Here is a 15,349-nt window from a genome sequence, read left to right on the forward strand (position 1 = left end):
TGGATTTTACTGTGCCATCAACTAACACCCGAGCCATCAACTAACATAACTCCGAGTGGCTACAGATTTGAATACTCAGTTTGATCCCAAAAAGGCGTGGCCAGCGCTATGGACCGTGTTACTCGGCTTCTTCATGATCCTGGTCGACGCCACCATTGTCACCGTTGGTATCAACACCATCCAGCATGAACTGGGCGGTGAGCTCAACCAGGTCATGTGGGTGACCAGTGGTTATCTGCTGGCCTATGCCGTGCCGTTGCTCATTACTGGCAGGCTCGGTGACCTCTGGGGAGTCAAGCACACCTATGTAGCGGGCCTGGTTATCTTCGTGTTGGCGTCGCTGGCGTGTGGGTTGGCGCCGTCGTTAAGCATGCTGATCATTGCCCGCGTGGTGCAGGGACTGGGGGCCGCGCTGCTGACGCCGCAGACGATGGCGCTGATTACGCAGATGTTTCCGCCGGCGCATCGCGGTGCGGCGATGGGCCTGTGGGGTGCGGCGGCCGGAATTGCCTCGCTGACGGGGCCGCTGGCCGGTGGCGTGTTGATTGAGCTGCTGAGTTGGCGCTGGATTTTCCTCATTAATGTGCCGATTGGGCTGATCGGGCTCGTTTTTGCGTTCCGCTATCTGCCGACCTTTGAGACGCACCGCAACAAGATTGATTATCTCGGTGTTGTACTCAGCGCGATTGGTATGTTCCTGCTGGTCTTCGGCATTCAGGAGGGGGAGAGTGCCGGCTGGTCCGGTTGGATCTGGGCACTGATTGCCGGTGGCGTGGTGGTCCTGGCCCTGTTCACCCTGTGGGAGGCCAAGACCACGGCCGAACCGCTGATGCCGCTGTCCCTTTTTAAGGATCGCAACTTCACCATCTCCTCGCTGGCCATTGCCGTGATGGGCGCGCTGGTGGTCGCGGTCGGTTTCCCGATTATCCTCTTCGCCCAGAACGCCCGCGACCTATCGACCATCCAGGCCTCACTGCTGCTCGTGCCGCAGGCGCTCATCTCTGGTGTCATGGCGCCGTGGACTGGGCGAATGCTAGACCGGCTGAAGTTCCGTGAGTTCGCGCTGATTGGTTTTGGGTCCTCACTGGTGGGCATGCTCGGGTTCCACTACCTCATCCACGAGGACCTTTCCGTGCTGTGGCTGCTGCTGCCGGGCGCCGCATTCGGTGTGGCAAACGCGTTTATTTGGGGCACGCTGTCGACGGCTGCCACCCGCAACATCGACCCGTCCCTCGCCGGTGCCGCCTCCGGTGTGTACAACACCATCCGCCAGATTGGCAGTGTGCTGGGTAGCGCACTGATTGCCACCGTCATGGCCGCAGCGCTCAGCAGTAACCGTGGCGACTTCACCACCGCCATGAGTGACGCGATGTGGTTGCCGGTGGCACTGTCGGCCGTGGGTGTCGTGGCGGCGCTGGGGCTTAAGAATCCGAAGTAAAACGCTCCACCATGTAGTCCGCGATGCCGACCGGATCGGCCAGGAAATCCCTGGTTGCCCGTACCGCGAGGGTGTCTTCGAAGTGGGTGGTGTCGGCGTCGTCAAGCGAAATAATCGTTGCTTCTGGCGCGGCGAGCAGGATGGGGGAATGCGTCGCCATGATGATCTGTGCGCCGGCTTCCGCGAGCGCGCCGAGGCGGCCGAGGAGCTCCAGTTGGCGTAGGACCGACAGTCCCGCCTCGGGTTCGTCAAGGAAAACCAGTGATTCGGGACTGAAGCGGCGTTCGGCCAGCGTCATGATGGATTGGCCGTGGCTCATCTGGGTGAGGTCTGCCATTTCTCTGCCACCTGGTAGCTGCCCAAGCGACTCGTAATAGCGCGCGAGGTTCAGGTGCGCGTCGCCGCGAAAGAAAAACGTATCCGGGGGATTGCGCCTGGTCAGCGCCAGTGGGACCGGGGAGGTGCGCTCTTGCGTCTTGTACCGCGAGCCGCCGTCCGTATCGACACCCATCGCCGACGCTAACGCCTCCAGTACCGTCGACTTTCCCTTGCCGTTTTCGCCGGTCAGGATGGTAATCGGCGTGGTGAAGGTCATGGGGAAGGGCAGCGCGAGCTTTACGACGTACGCCGGGAGCTCGGCATCATCGTGAATACGGGCATGGCGGAGGTAGATCATGGTTGCGGCAGCTGGTCAATCTGTTTGAGCAGTTCATAGCCGTCGGCGCCCTCGATGAACGGGACCTCCTTGTTCTCCAGCTTTTCAATTGGCACCGCCGTGCCGTGAGAGAGCACGTGCTCGCTGGGAGTGAGGTTGCGGATTGCGATGGCCGCGACCTTGTCCGGATGCTCCGCCGCGGCCGTGCCGTAGATGAGCGGGTCGTACTGGCCATCATCGCCGACGAGAATCCAGTTGATTTCGGGGAAGTCAATAAACAGGTCGCGAAGTCGCACCTTCTTGTGTTCCTTGCCCGAGCGGAACAGGCCGGTGGGCGTTGGCCCCCAGTCGGTGAGCAGCAGTGGGCCCTTCGGCAGGTTGTTGCGGTGTAGGAACTTTTTTAGTGTGCTGAAGGTGTTCCACGCTCCGGTGGAGAGATAGATGACGGGAACGTCCGTGTCCTCGTCGGTTTTGCTCGCGTAACGACGGCGAAGTTGCGCATAGAACTCGCCGAAGCCAGCGACGGCCTTGCGCTCATCTGTCTCCTTGACCCAGGAGTTGTAGGCGGCGATGAGGGCGCGCGGCAGCATAGTGACCAAAACGGTGTCATCAATATCGGAGACGATGCCGTATTTGGTCTCCGGGGAGAGGATGAGGACCTCTGCAGGAGTGTCGTTGATGGTGATTTCGTGCCAGCCGGGTTCCAGGCCGTGATTCCTGATTAGTACCTCGATATAGCCGTTGCTATCCGTGGTGGTTTCCACCGTGCGGTCGCCGGCAGTGATGGTGACGGGAAAGTCCGCGAGTTCGACGGTAAAGAACTGCCAAAATCCGCGTTTTTTGTTTCGTTCTTCGTCTCGTTTTTTGGCCGGATCCTTCAGGAGGACACGGCCGAATACGCGCACGCGCTCTGCATTTCCGTACCCGGTGAAACCGATGATTTCCGGTTCCCAACCAGCGTTTTTGGAACGCTTGGCGGCCAGCGCGTTGATCCTTCTCTCGGTCTTGCGGACGACATCTGCCACGGACATGCTTTCCAGGATACGGGTTGACAGGACGGGGGAGGGTGCGCGTAGGTTGGTCGCCCAAGAGAAAAGTCAACCCTTTAGGAGTGTTCTCTTTTTATGCGTTTTTCCGGTAAGTTCATCGCATCCGCCGCTGTGGCAGCAGGCATGATTGCTGCCCCGACCGCGGCCGCTAACGCTGCATCAGTTAGCGCCTGGGATCAGGTTGTGGCTTGTGAGTCCGGCGGAAATTGGCAGACCAATACCGGTAACGGCTACTACGGCGGACTGCAGTTCTCGCAGCAGACCTGGAGCGGCCACGGCGGTGACCAGTACGCACCGACGGCTGACCAGGCCACTAAGGAGCAGCAGATTGAGATTGGCGAGCGCGTGCTTGCCTCCCAGGGTGCTGGCGCATGGCCGAACTGCGGTGGTCCGCTGGGTTAATCCTCCCCATCATCAAAGACCAGATCTGGCACAGCCGCGAATGACAGCCACCACTTCATGTAGTGGTCATGGCGTGCTTTCGTCTTCTGGGTAGCGCGTTTGTCAAAAGTCTGTCGGCCGAACCCGGCTAATGGTCCGGCCGGGACGGTCGCCGCGGTAACGCCGTCGGCAGAGGACCACACCTCTGAGCCGTCCTCATAAGCGGTGATATCCCAGAGCTTGTGGGTTTTCAGGTTGTGGTGCTTCCTGCATAGGCAGTGCAGATTCTGCGTGTCGGTGGGACCACCGGCTTCGGGGTCTTCCTGGTTGTACGGCGCGATATGGTCAATATCGCACTTGTACGCTGGGACTTCGCAGCCGGGGAAGCGACATGTTCCATCGCGACCGTGGACGCGGGCGACCTGCGCTGGAGTTGGGCGGTAACCATTGGTGGCGCTGTCTGCTGAGAGGCGGACATGCGTCACCTTTTGCATCCACTCCTCCGTGACCAGCGCGCCTAGCCAGCCGGCACCGTCCAGCCAGGCGTCATCACTGTGGGGCTCGCGGAAAACATTGAGCACAACTTCCGCATTGGTGCGCTGGTGGATGAGTTCCACAAATGCATCCGCCTGCGTCATTTCCTCATTCGCGCGGAAGACCGTTTCAATTGCGCACATGGCGAAATAGGCGCGGTCCGGCCGCAGTGTGAGAATGATTTGGGAGTAGCTGTCGGGACGTTCCACCAGAGTCACCGATTCCGTGTCGGTGATGGTGGGAATTGTGCCGTCGGCGCGAGCACGGTCATCCAAGTCCGCAGCAATATCACCAATTTTGGTGGTGAGCGTGCGAGGACCAATCATTGCTTGACGACGCTTCCGTGGCGTAACCAATGCCAGAATCTTCTTCTCTGCATCGGGTATTTGATCAGGCTCGATGCCGACTACGCCATGTGCAATGATGCCGAGTTGCCGCATGGATAATGCGCAGCTTTCCCGGGCGTATTCCGCCAACTGTGGCATTTTCTCCAGCAACAGGCCAATGTCACAGATACGCAGTGCTTCACTGCGGGTGATTCCCAGCCGAATGCTGATGCGAGCGGCATGGTTTTCAACGTCATCATCACCTGCAGGGCAGCAGGCTTCAATCAACTCAAGTTGGGCGCGGTTGGTAGCCCGCGCGAGTGCTGAGAGCTCATCTTCAGGATTTTCGTGAGCCCAATATGGTTCGGGTACTTGTTCGGACTTCATTGGATCCCCCTGGTGCTCCAATGGTTGTCGGTTTTCTTTCGAACTTACTTGCTATCATACGGGCATGTTTCTAGTTTGTAAAGAGAAATGAAAAGAAATATTGGGGAGTTTTCGAAGATGGTTAGCCGACTATAAAAGCACATGTTACCTGGGTGTTTGTGGGTTGTTCGCGGGGTAGCGTACCAAAATACAAATAAAACACCCGTTCGAAATTGAAAGCTTGGTAATCTCGCTTTCATAAAAGCGGAGTTGTAGAAAACAGCACAGAAACAGCGCAGACAGCGGGGAGTAAAACCATGATCATCCGACAGGCAACGCGGGAGGACGCCGCAGCAATCGCGGAGATCTACAACGAGGCCGTGATCAACACCGTCGCCATCTGGAACGATGACACCGTCAGCGCGGAGAATCGCATCGCATGGCTGGAGGCGCACTGGGACAAGGGCTACCCGGTTTTCGTCGCCACGCTTGACGACGAAGTCGCTGGATATGCCACCTTTAGCGATTTCCGTGACTTCGACGGGTTTCAGTACACGGTGGAAAACTCCATCTACGTGCATCCGAACTTTCAAGGCAGGGGAATTGGAGGCGCACTGTTAAGCGCGACCATCGATGCTGCTCGTGAGGCGAGAAAGCACGTCTTGGTTGCGGCGATAGAAGGCAGCAACGAGGGGTCGATTGCGCTGCACAAAAAGTATGGCTTCCAGCGCGTTGGACTATTGCCGCAGGTGGGGGCGAAGAACGGGCGCTGGTTGGACATGCTGTTGATGCAGGTCATGCTGACAGACGGGCAGCCACCCGCTCGGCCGCGCGCTTAGCAAAGGGGCCAACACCCATGATCGTGGCGGCACCGGGGCCAACCCAGTCGCCGTAGCCGACGAACTCGATGAGGTCAGAGTCGATGCTGCGGAAAGGGTCGAGCGCTGGGCGGAAACCGGTGCACCAGATGAGGTGGTCCGCGTGGACGTCGTCAAGCGAAGAAAACATGGGTGTCCAGGTGAGTGCGCCGGAGTCGCGGGCTTTGCGGACGGGCGGTAGGGCAACGATGTCGCCAATGCTGTCGGTGGCGCCCTGGCGGTAGCGTTTGAACAGGACGCGGCCGTCGACGTCGTCGGGCATCCAGCGTGGTTCGTGGCGGGTGAACCAGGTGGTGTCGATGCCGGAAAGCACCAGTTCAGAGGCTATTTGGGCGCCGGAGTTCGCCGCGCCGACAACGGCAACGCGGGAGCCTTCGAATGGCTCGGGACCTGGGTAGTTGGCCGAATGCCACTGTTTCGCGGAGGTCGTGCCGGGGTAATACGGGACGAAGGGCCGGTTGCCGGTGGCGGCGATGAGCTGGCGGGATTCGAAGTCACCGGCATCGCTGGTGAGGTGGAAGGTGCCGTCGTGGGAGACGTGCGTGACGGCGACCGGGCGCTGAACGCGCAGTTCGTAGCGCTTTTCGTAGGAGTTGAGGTAGTCAATCACGTGGGAAGCGGGCGGGAAACCGTCATAATTGGGCATCTGGATGCCCGGAAGGTTGGAAAAGTCCGGGGTGGAAAAGAGCGTCAGTGAGGGCCAGACATTGCGCCAGGAGCCGCCGGGAGCGGGCTGATTGTCCAGAATGAGCGGATCAATGCCGCGTTTGTGCAAGTAATAGGCGGTAGCGAGGGTAGCTTGGCCGCCACCGACGATGATGACATCCTCAAGCATGTTTCCAGCTTAACGACGAGTGCCGCACCTCGAGCTGTACTACCGTGGAGCACCATGAGCTCGCTGTTTGATCTTTCGGACAAGCCCATCGACGAACTACCCGGTTACCAGCGCACATTCGCGCCGGGCCGACTCACGGTGGGGCTCAGCCTGCCCATCGAGCAGGACGCCGAAGCCGAGCCCAAGGACGCGCTGAGCAACCAGATTCGGCTGATTCAGAAAGTCGAACGCGCAGGCATCGCGGCGGTGTGGGCACGCGACATCCCGCTGCGCGTGGAAACATTCGGCGACGTCGGCCAGGTCTACGACCCCTGGATGTACCTCAGTTACATCGCCGCACACACCACCGATATCGCGCTCGGCACCGGCGCAGTCGTCGTGCCCTTCCAGCATCCGCTGGTGATGGCCAAGCGCGCTGCCACACTGGACAGGCTTTCCGACGGTCGTTTCCTCTTCGGCGTTGCCACTGGGGACCGACCCGAGGAGTTTCCCGCCTTTAACCAGGACAAAGGCAAGCGGGGTGAGCGTTTCCGCGAGCATATCGAGGTCTATAAAAAGGCCCTGAGCACTAGCTACCGGCCTATCCGGTGGTCCGAGGGCAAGATGGGCGGATCCGATGTGGTGCCCAAGCCGCTGGCCCGCCGAGTTCCGCTGTTGGCCACCGGCTCCTGTCAGCAGAGCCTGGAGTGGAAGGCCGCGCATACCGACGGGTGGTTCATGTACCACAAAGGCCTGGAGATGCAGAAGAAAAACATCGCCAACTGGCAGGAGGCGGTGGCCCAGGAGTGCGGCGAGGGCGTGTTCAAGCCCTTCTTGGAATCACTGTGGATTGACCTGCATGAAGACCCCGACGCCCCCGCGCAGGGTGGCCACTTCGGGTACCGCCTTGGCCGCAACAAGCTCATTGAACTGCTGCAATCCCAGCGCCAGCTCGGTATCAACCACGTCAGCATCAACTTTCGTACCTCGAAGCGGGATGCGGAAGAGCAGATTGATGAGCTGATTGAGTATGTGCTGCCGGCGCTCGATGAGCTCCCTACACAGACTCCGTAGCGCCCTGCCACTGATTAATCCCGCGGTCGACGGCCCACTTGTCGATCTCCGCGAGTTCTTCATCGCTAAACGGCGCAGCCTCCAGGGCGCCGAGGCTGTTCTTCAGCTGCTCCACCGACGATGCGCCAATCAGGGCGGAGGTCACTTCGTCACGGCGGAGCACCCACGAGATGGCCATCTGTGCCAGGGACTGGCCTCGTCGTGAAGCAATGGCGTTGAGCTCGCGGATGGCGGTGAGCGTGTCGTCGTTGAGGAACCCCGAGTTCATCTTGTGCGCCCCGAGACGCGAGGATTCCGGCACGCCATCCAAGTAGCGGTCGGTGAGAAGCCCCTGCGCAAGCGCGGAAAAGGCGATGACACCCATGCCTTCGTCGGCGCAGGTTGCCAGCAGTTCGTCCTCGATCCAGCGGTTGAACATGGAGTAGCTCGGCTGGTGAATGGTCAGCGGTGTGCCCAGCTCACGGGCGATTTTCTGCGCGCGACGAGTGAGCTCGGGGGAGTAGGAGCTCACGCCGACGTAGAGCGCGCGACCGGAGCGGACGAGGAAGTCGAGGGCGGCGACGGTTTCCTCGATAGGCGTATCCGGGTCGGGGCGGTGGTGGTAGAAAATGTCCACATAATCCAGGCCCATGCGCTTCAGCGAGGCATCGCAGCTGGCCACGAGGTACTTCCGCGAGCCGCCGAAGCCGTAGGGACCATCCTGCATGTACCAACCGGCTTTGGAGGAAATGATCATTTCATCGCGGTAAGGAGCGAAATCCTTGGCCATGATGCGACCGAAACTCGCCTCCGCAGAGCCCTGCGGTGGGCCGTAGTTGTTGGCGAGGTCGAAGTGTGTGACGCCGTGGTCGAACGCGGTGCGCAGGATCTCACGCTGCGTCTCGAGCGGCCGGTCATCACCAAAGTTATGCCAAAGTCCCAGCGTAATGGCTGGAAGCTTCAGCCCCGTGCCGCCGGAGCGGTTGTACGGCATCGTCTCATAGCGGTTGTCATTGGCGTGGTACACGTCTGGATAAGCCATGTATTCGAGGGTACGCGGGCTTTACGACGAGTAGTTGTGCACAAGGTGGCCGACAACGAGGCGCGTGGCCGAATGGCTACCCCTGGAAGTAATAAAAGTGAGCTTGCTGGGGAACAACTGGGGCAGTTCGTCCGACTAATAAGGCATGACTTCAATAGCCACAGGCGATGCCGCTGGAACGCCAGCCGCAAACCCCGTCGCACAGACTCAGAAAAATGGTGGGCCACGAGCATTACTGCACCGAATCCATGTCGTTGCAGGCATCCTCGTTGCGCCACTACTTGTTATTGCAGCTATCACAGGCGTGGCGTATGCCCTCGCCCCGAGCATAGAAAAGGTGGTTTACCACGAAGAGCTAACCGCAACATCAAGCCTTCCCGCACAACCGCTGGAAAAGCAGGTTGAGGTCGCGCAGCGCGTGCACCCTGACCTGCCGGTGACCGCAGTGCAGGTCCCGGAAAAGCCGGGGCAGACAACGCGAGTCATGTTCAATGACGAGCAGCTGAAGTCGGAGTCCTACCGACATGCGGTGTTCGTTGACCCAGGCGACTTGAGTATCAAGGGTGACCTGGTGCAATACGGTTCCTCGGCGGCGCTGCCACTGCGGGCGTGGATCTCGGAAGGGCACCGCAGGCTCTGGATTGATAGCAACTTTGGTCGCCTCTACTCCGAGACGGCAGCATCCTGGATGGGCGCACTGGCTATTGGTGGCCTCTGGCTCTGGTGGGATCGTTCGCGTCGCAAGCGGACACAGGGAACGAGTAAGAGGGCGCATCATATGCGTCGTCACGCGAATGTTGGCGTGGCGGTTAGCGTTGGACTTCTGTTCCTGACTGTCACCGGCCTGACGTGGTCGTGGGTGGCTGGAACGGGCATCGCAAAGCTGCGCGAGACGATGGACTGGTACGCGCCGAAACCAGCCATGACTGCGACTGCGCCAGCGAATTACGACTGGTCAGAGGCAGATAATGTTATGAACCTCGCACGTTCCGAGGGCCTGTCCGGGAAAGTCGAACTGACACCACCGGAAGCTGGCACGGTGTGGATGGCCAAGGAAGCCCGCGAGGAATGGCGGATGGGTATTGAGACCGTCACCGTTGACGGGTCGACCGGAACGATGGTCGATCGGATTCACTTTGCGGACTGGCCGCTGCCGGCGAAACTGACCGAATGGCTGATTAACGCGCACATGGGCATCTTGTTCGGTTGGGTGAATCAGCTGGTCCTGGCACTGATCGGTGTCGCTCTGTTGGCGATGATTGTGCGCGGGTACGCCATGTGGTTTGGGCGCGGTCGAGGTGGCCGCCCTGGCAGGCTCCCGGCGCCGACGCGTTGGCGGGACATTCGCCCGGGTGTTGCAGCAGCTGTTGTGGCGCTGTTGATTGCCTACTCGGTGGTTGCACCACTGTTTGGTGTGACGCTTGTTGGCTTCGTGATTGTTGATTGGGTCTGGCGGAAGCTGCGGAGAGGTTAGTGTAGGTTCTGTCGCCTTCGGGTTCCCTGCGTGAGCGGGGATGTTCCGGTTTTATTGTGAGGGGCGATGTTATCCCCGCGAAAGCGGGGATTTTTCGTGTAAGCGACACTTGTAGATGAGTCTATTTGATAGATATCAACGTTTTATTGTGTGGGGTTAATAAGGGGTAGTTTCCATATTGAATGAAATTAATATCTCGGCTATCTTGGAGATTAGAACAGAGGCCGGATAAGGGTTCGGCCGGACAGGGTCGATATGTCGAACATGGGCTCGAACTTGGCAGATGTACTGTCTGAAATAGCTCGCTTGCAGTGGGCTAAGTGGGATTGGCAAAGTGAAGAGGCATTGAGTCTCGCACAACATTTGAATGATGCCCAGGATGTGGCTTTTTATCTCTGGGATGAGTGGTTGCCGGAATCACTAAGGCAAGTGCTTACCGATGAGTTCGGCTCGAAGGAACGAGCCCGTGCATGGGTTGCTTTCTATGCTGGTGGGCACGATATTGGTAAGGCGTCTTATGCTTTTTCGGTTAAAGTTCCGGAACTGTATGACCGTGTGCGCTCGTATGGGCTAGGCGCTGCGACAACACTTTCCTCCAAGGAGTTACGTGGAGCGCCCCACGGCGCTGTCGGCGCATATGCATTATGGGTTTGGTTGGTGGAAAACCATAGATTCGATGAAGATGCTGCCGACACATATGTTGCGCCAATTGGTGGCCATCACGGCAAGTTTCCCGATGAGAATCTGTTGCATTCTGCCGAAGACTTCGTCGAAGAACTCGAAGATGAAAAGTGGCAACACATTCGTTCTGAATTCTTCGACGCCGTGGCCACAAGGGCAGGTTTAACGGCGACTGATTGTGAACAACGCCGAGAGCAAGAGCTGTCAGCGCAAGCGCAAATGCTTCTGACGGGAATTGTGGTCATGGCTGACTGGCTTGCTTCGAACACTGATTTATTTCCACTGTCGATGTTTGATGCATCGTCGACAAGCAGAAGCGATGATGCGATTGACAGATTGAATCTTCCGGATCCGTGGGATCCTCGCCCGGAAAGTAGTGCGGATGACTTATTTCGCGCTCGGTTTGACCTGCCTGCTGGTGCCACCCCATACCCAGTTCAGCTGGACGCAGTAAAGCTTGCTGAGGAAGTGGAAAAACCAGGCCTGTTGCTGCTAGAAGCACCGACTGGTGAGGGTAAGACAGAGTCTGCACTTGCGGCTGCGGAAGTTCTTGCAGCCAAGTTCGGCTGTGGTGGTGTGCAAGTCGCCTTGCCTACTTGCGCCACATCAGATGCCATGTTTTCTCGTGTTTTGAAGTGGCTCGATCGTGCGATTGCAGAAGACCAGTTGGCCTCTGCGATGCTCACACATAGTCGCGCGCAGTTTAATGATGAATTCCAAGGTCTTAAGTTTCCGTCACAGAGTTTTTCGGCTATTTATGACGAAGAATATGGTGCCAATTCTAAAGAGCCTGCAGTAGAGGCTCATTGGTGGCTACGATCTCGAAAAACTGCAGCGTTAGCAGACTTTACTGTTGGCACGATCGATCAATTCCTTTTCTCGGCACTGCAGTCAAAGCACGTGATGTTGCGACACCTAGGGCTTGCCGGAAAGGTACTGATTCTTGATGAGGTGCATGCTGCGGACATTTACATGCAGCAGTATTTGTACCGCGCATTGGAGTGGTGTGGCGCGTATGGAGTCCCAGTCATTGCTCTATCAGCCACGCTTCCGCCGGATACTCGTTTCCATTTGATGGAGGCTTACGCGTCGGGAATTGCACAGTTAGGAAATGCGCAAATTTCCAACAAGATTCTTGGCGAGATGGAAGTTGCCAAAGACGAACGGGCTTATCCGCTTCTGACCTTTGTGAACGAGGATGGTGTCACGGCCCGTAAGCCAAACGCTTCATCTCGCAGGCAGGTGGTATCGCTCGAATTCTGTGATGACTCATCTGTTGTGCACATGCTGGCAGAAGAACTTCGTGATGGTGGTTGCGCCGTAGTCGTATGCAATACAGTTCAGCGTGCCCAAACGCTTTACGACGAAATCTGTGCTGTTGGTAGCTTCACTGATGACGAAGTGTTTTTGCTTCATTCACGCTTCGCTGCGGCAGATCGACGGGCTAAAGAAGAAGAGCTCGTTGCCAAATATGGCAAGTCTGGTGTGCGTCCACGGCGGGGAGTGGTGGTGTCAACACAAATTGTTGAGCAGTCCCTTGACTTGGATTTTGACATTATGTTCAGCGATTTTGCGCCTTCGGACCTGCTGATCCAGCGAGCGGGTCGTCTCCATCGGCATAGTCGTAAAAGCCGTCCGGAGCGACTTCAAACGCCACGACTGGTGCTCTTTGGGGTCACTGAGATTGGGGATAGCAATGCTCCAGAGTTTGTGAGCGGTAGTAAACGGATTTATGGCACTGCGTTGCTGATGCGGACGGCCTCAGCGTTGATGGGGCGTAAGCAGTTTATTTCACCAGATGATGTCGCAGGAATAGTTCGTGAAACGTATGACGCAGATGCGCAGTGTCCAGTCAGTTGGCGAAAAGACTGGGATGAGGCGGTGAAGGAGAAGCAAGCGAGGGGAGAGAAGCTTGCTGAAAAAGCGAAACGTTCACTCGGTCCATCGCCAAACGAAAAAGACATGAGTCTGTGGTTCCAGCATGGATCTGCAGAAGAGTTTCGTGGGCAGTCGCAGGTGAGAGATATCGAAGAGACAATTGAAGTAGTTCTTGTAGAACAGCGAGGCAGCGAACTCTATTCATTGCCGTGGCTGGAAAACCGCGGTGGTGAGTCACTGAGTAATGCCAATGGAGTCGACGACGAATTAGCACGCGAAGTTGCTAAATGCACCATTTCGCTGCCTTGTTGGCAAGTCGGGGGAGTGGACGAGTTCATCGCTGAATTGGAGCGGTTTGGTAGCCCCTCTTGGCAACTTAGCTCCTGGCTAAAAGGGCTTCTGCCATTGCCGTTGAACAAAAGTGGGGAATGCCATGTTAACGGAGTTAGTTTTTCATACGATATGAAGTATGGATTGCGGTCCGTTCGAGAAAAGGAGTCGCAGTGAGCGGAACTGAACCAAGTTTTAATCTGCTCGACGAGCCCTGGATTAAGGTCACGGGGCACGATGGCAATGGTCGGGAATTAGGCCTTCGAGATATCTTTGCGCAGGCTGGTGAGTTAAAACGGATCTCTGGTGAATCGCCAGCGCAGGACTTTGCGATTTTGCGCGTGGCTCTTGCGGTTCTTTATCGCGCATTCGACTTTGGAGAAGATGTCAAGGAAAACCGCAAACAATGGGCGGCAGCATGGGAGGACAAAAAGCTGCCGTTAGAGCGCATCAGCCGCTATTTAGATGAATATTCGCACCGATTCGATTTGCTCGATCGGGAAGCCCCTTTCATGCAAACTCCTACGCTTGCTACAAAAAGTGGAGAGTGGAAGAGCCTTGAGGCAATCATTCCGGACTCACCGGAATTAGGTGACCTCTTCTACCGGCGTTCAGCACTAGCGCCCCTTCCACTGGCGGAGGCAGCACGTTGGCTTGTTCATTGTCTCGCCTTTGACTTTTCCGGAATTAAGTCGGGTGCAGTTGGTGATTCCCGCGTCAAAGGTGGGAAAGGTTATCCCATTGGTATCGGTTGGTCAGGATGGCTAGGCGGAACCGTACTTGAAGGACACAGTCTTCTTGAAACACTGCTGCTAAATATCGTTGATCATAAGCCTGTGGCCTGGGCTGGTGTCCCTATTTGGGAACTCCCGGTTCCGACATCCGCAGTCTCTGACACGCCGCCTCCGAAGGGTCAGCTCACGCTATTTACTTGGCCGCAGCGGCGTATTCGTCTTCACGTGGAAAATGGCATGGTCACCGGTGCACTCGTTTGTAATGGCGATCCAGTGGATTACTTACATCAAGATGCAGTCGAAATGATGTCTCCGTGGCGCTATAGCGGGCCGCAGTCGAAGAAAGCCAAAGAAGATATCTACATGCCAAAGGCAATCAACCCTGACCGAGCCCTTTGGCGAGGTCTTTCGGCTGTGCTGCCCGCGGCAGAGGTCGATACGACTAAGGGACGTACGGGCAGTGAGGTAAGAGTCTCAAAACCTGCTGGTGTTATGGAAGCTTTGAAGACTCGGACGGGGCGTCGTGGTGGAGTCGTGCCGCAGAACTACCGGCTGAGTCTTCGGATGGTTGGTTACGAATATGGTCCCCAAATGGCTTCGTACAACCGTCTATTAACAGATGATTTAGCGTTCCCTGCGCTTTTGGCTGCTGATAAACAGACCATCCAATTCGTATTGTTGGCCGCAAACCGAACACAAGATACAGCAGCCGAACTGCGAAAATTTGCCAATAATTTGGCCATTGCGTCTGGTGGCGAACGCGGGGCCGCAGGCTTTAGCGCAGAGGGGTCCTTCTACTCGGATGTAGACCCAGTATTCCGTCAATGGGTTAGCGGACTTACGTCAGAAACAGACCTTAGTGATCACCTTGCAACTTGGACAGAACAGTTGCGACGTTTGGCTCTCGCCAGAGCTGCGGAGTTGATAGCAAGTGTGCCCGACAGCGCATGGCCAGGTCGTGAGGTTGATGAGCGTCAGTACAACGTGGGGCACGCTGAGCTGTGGTTTCGGCGAGGGCTCGGAAAAGTTCTGCCACGACCCGAAGAACAAAAACCTCGAGAGAAAGTTAATTAACAATGGCTGATACGAATAAGTCGCAGTCGCGCAGCTCCCTGCTGTACAGCTTTGTTGCCGGCAAGGCACAAAGGTTAGCAGGTGGTCTGGCCAACGAAAGCTCGGAAGCTCGTGCCTCCCTTGCGGTGCTTCGCCGCTCCCTGAGCGCGTCGCTGGCAGATCAGCCCCAGGTGTGGTCAGAGGTATTCAATTCGTTCCCGGCGGAGCTTGAAGGCCCTCGAGATGAGCCGGGGGTCTACGAAACTGCAGCACACCTTGCATTGGCCTTTTTTGCACTCCATCAGCAATCGAGAAATGAGCCTATGCATAAGGCCAATGAAGGATTCGGAGTGGCTATTTGCCAGCTTCATCAAGTAGCAGGTGAAAACCAGAAAAAGGGTATTGAGCGACGGTTTAACGCAGCGCTTACTGCACAGACAACCGATGAGTTAGTGCACCATTTACGCGGACTAATTCAGATGCTGAGGAGTTACAGCGTTCCGATGGATTACGGCCGTTTGGCTAATGACTTGGTGGCGTTGAACTACTCAGATTCAGCTCGCCGTGTACGACTTCGTTGGACCCGGGATATGAACAGAGTTCCGCAATCCGAAATCGATGACCATGACCGCGCAGTAGAAAACTAATAACAGCAGAAAGGCT

Annotated in this window: 13 protein-coding genes; 8 read left to right on the forward strand and 5 right to left on the reverse strand. The window is 57.1% G+C overall.

Going from position 1 to position 15,349, the window contains the following annotated elements; all coding sequences use genetic code 11:
* Window positions 1-55: 55 nt before the first annotated feature.
* Window positions 56-1,438, forward strand: a complete 1,383-nt coding sequence (locus tag QP982_RS07575; protein ID WP_049172585.1) for a DHA2 family efflux MFS transporter permease subunit — start codon at window positions 56-58, stop codon at window positions 1,436-1,438.
* On the opposite strand, the gene QP982_RS07580 is transcribed toward QP982_RS07575, so the two are convergent.
* Together QP982_RS07580 and QP982_RS07585 are read right to left on the reverse strand one after the other, a co-directional pair.
* Window positions 1,422-2,114 carry an AAA family ATPase gene (locus tag QP982_RS07580; protein WP_284870370.1) on the reverse strand — a complete coding sequence of 231 codons (693 nt, stop codon included), beginning with the start codon at window positions 2,112-2,114 and terminating at the stop codon, window positions 1,422-1,424. The genes QP982_RS07575 and QP982_RS07580 overlap by 17 nt on opposite strands.
* Entirely contained in the window at window positions 2,111-3,124 is a 1,014-nt protein-coding gene (locus QP982_RS07585) for an App1 family protein phosphatidate phosphatase (protein WP_070549586.1), read from the reverse strand. The genes QP982_RS07580 and QP982_RS07585 overlap by 4 nt, the downstream gene beginning before the upstream one ends.
* Window positions 3,125-3,217: 93 nt before the next feature.
* Here QP982_RS07585 and QP982_RS07590 point away from each other — a divergent pair, with 93 nt between their 5' ends.
* Window positions 3,218-3,544: a transglycosylase family protein gene (locus QP982_RS07590; RefSeq protein ID WP_284870371.1), complete on the forward strand. Its 327-nt coding sequence runs from the start codon at window positions 3,218-3,220 to the stop codon at window positions 3,542-3,544.
* Here the strand turns inward: QP982_RS07590 and QP982_RS07595 are convergent.
* Window positions 3,541-4,770 carry an HNH endonuclease signature motif containing protein gene (locus tag QP982_RS07595; RefSeq protein ID WP_070546993.1) on the reverse strand — a complete coding sequence of 410 codons (1,230 nt, stop codon included), beginning with the start codon at window positions 4,768-4,770 and terminating at the stop codon, window positions 3,541-3,543. The two genes, QP982_RS07590 and QP982_RS07595, sit on opposite strands and share 4 nt — an antisense overlap.
* Before the next feature lie 296 nt (window positions 4,771-5,066).
* Between QP982_RS07595 and QP982_RS07600 the strand changes: the two genes are divergently transcribed.
* Window positions 5,067-5,588 (forward strand): GNAT family N-acetyltransferase, encoded by a 522-nt coding sequence (locus tag QP982_RS07600; protein WP_070827235.1) that lies wholly within the window; start codon window positions 5,067-5,069, stop codon window positions 5,586-5,588.
* On the opposite strand, the gene QP982_RS07605 is transcribed toward QP982_RS07600, so the two are convergent.
* Window positions 5,545-6,462: an FAD-dependent oxidoreductase gene (locus tag QP982_RS07605; protein ID WP_070853995.1), complete on the reverse strand. Its 918-nt coding sequence runs from the start codon at window positions 6,460-6,462 to the stop codon at window positions 5,545-5,547. The two genes, QP982_RS07600 and QP982_RS07605, sit on opposite strands and share 44 nt — an antisense overlap.
* Before the next feature lie 54 nt (window positions 6,463-6,516).
* Between QP982_RS07605 and QP982_RS07610 the strand changes: the two genes are divergently transcribed.
* Window positions 6,517-7,515 carry an LLM class oxidoreductase gene (locus QP982_RS07610; RefSeq protein WP_049193400.1) on the forward strand — a complete coding sequence of 333 codons (999 nt, stop codon included), beginning with the start codon at window positions 6,517-6,519 and terminating at the stop codon, window positions 7,513-7,515.
* On the opposite strand, the gene QP982_RS07615 is transcribed toward QP982_RS07610, so the two are convergent.
* Complete coding sequence (locus QP982_RS07615) at window positions 7,499-8,536, reverse strand: aldo/keto reductase (RefSeq protein ID WP_070853996.1); 1,038 nt, start codon at window positions 8,534-8,536, stop codon at window positions 7,499-7,501. The two genes, QP982_RS07610 and QP982_RS07615, sit on opposite strands and share 17 nt — an antisense overlap.
* 145 nt (window positions 8,537-8,681) lie before the next feature.
* Here QP982_RS07615 and QP982_RS07620 point away from each other — a divergent pair, with 145 nt between their 5' ends.
* The 4 genes from QP982_RS07620 to casB all read left to right on the forward strand — a co-directional run bounded on the left by QP982_RS07620 (window position 8,682) and on the right by casB (window position 15,333).
* Window positions 8,682-10,010 carry a PepSY-associated TM helix domain-containing protein gene (locus QP982_RS07620; RefSeq protein WP_069359349.1) on the forward strand — a complete coding sequence of 443 codons (1,329 nt, stop codon included), beginning with the start codon at window positions 8,682-8,684 and terminating at the stop codon, window positions 10,008-10,010.
* A 264-nt stretch (window positions 10,011-10,274) separates the two neighbouring features.
* Window positions 10,275-13,076 carry a CRISPR-associated helicase Cas3' gene (gene cas3 / locus QP982_RS07625; protein WP_168168140.1) on the forward strand — a complete coding sequence of 934 codons (2,802 nt, stop codon included), beginning with the start codon at window positions 10,275-10,277 and terminating at the stop codon, window positions 13,074-13,076.
* Window positions 13,073-14,707 carry a type I-E CRISPR-associated protein Cse1/CasA gene (gene casA, locus QP982_RS07630; protein WP_070853998.1) on the forward strand — a complete coding sequence of 545 codons (1,635 nt, stop codon included), beginning with the start codon at window positions 13,073-13,075 and terminating at the stop codon, window positions 14,705-14,707. Before cas3 ends, casA begins: the two co-directional genes overlap by 4 nt.
* Before the next feature lie 2 nt (window positions 14,708-14,709).
* Window positions 14,710-15,333, forward strand: a complete 624-nt coding sequence (casB, locus tag QP982_RS07635) for a type I-E CRISPR-associated protein Cse2/CasB (RefSeq protein WP_070853999.1) — start codon at window positions 14,710-14,712, stop codon at window positions 15,331-15,333.
* Window positions 15,334-15,349: the final 16 nt, after the last annotated feature.

It is taken from the genome of Corynebacterium sp. MSK019, assembly GCF_030232425.1.
Taxonomy (GTDB): domain Bacteria; phylum Actinomycetota; class Actinomycetes; order Mycobacteriales; family Mycobacteriaceae; genus Corynebacterium; species Corynebacterium jeikeium_D.

What these genes read in the sequence shown, in the direction of transcription:
- QP982_RS07605 (WP_070853995.1), bottom strand. Translation starts at nt 6,462, where the DNA reads ATGCTTGAGGATGTCATCATCGTCGGTGGCGGCCAAGCTACCCTCGCT.
- QP982_RS07590 (WP_284870371.1), top strand. Translation starts at nt 3,218, where the DNA reads ATGCGTTTTTCCGGTAAGTTCATCGCATCCGCCGCTGTGGCAGCAGGC.
- QP982_RS07620 (WP_069359349.1), top strand. Translation starts at nt 8,682, where the DNA reads ATGACTTCAATAGCCACAGGCGATGCCGCTGGAACGCCAGCCGCAAAC.
- QP982_RS07610 (WP_049193400.1), top strand. Translation starts at nt 6,517, where the DNA reads ATGAGCTCGCTGTTTGATCTTTCGGACAAGCCCATCGACGAACTACCC.
- QP982_RS07615 (WP_070853996.1), bottom strand. Translation starts at nt 8,536, where the DNA reads ATGGCTTATCCAGACGTGTACCACGCCAATGACAACCGCTATGAGACG.
- QP982_RS07600 (WP_070827235.1), top strand. Translation starts at nt 5,067, where the DNA reads ATGATCATCCGACAGGCAACGCGGGAGGACGCCGCAGCAATCGCGGAG.
- QP982_RS07585 (WP_070549586.1), bottom strand. Translation starts at nt 3,124, where the DNA reads ATGTCCGTGGCAGATGTCGTCCGCAAGACCGAGAGAAGGATCAACGCG.
- cas3 (WP_168168140.1), top strand. Translation starts at nt 10,275, where the DNA reads ATGGGCTCGAACTTGGCAGATGTACTGTCTGAAATAGCTCGCTTGCAG.
- QP982_RS07595 (WP_070546993.1), bottom strand. Translation starts at nt 4,770, where the DNA reads ATGAAGTCCGAACAAGTACCCGAACCATATTGGGCTCACGAAAATCCT.
- casB (WP_070853999.1), top strand. Translation starts at nt 14,710, where the DNA reads ATGGCTGATACGAATAAGTCGCAGTCGCGCAGCTCCCTGCTGTACAGC.
- QP982_RS07580 (WP_284870370.1), bottom strand. Translation starts at nt 2,114, where the DNA reads ATGATCTACCTCCGCCATGCCCGTATTCACGATGATGCCGAGCTCCCG.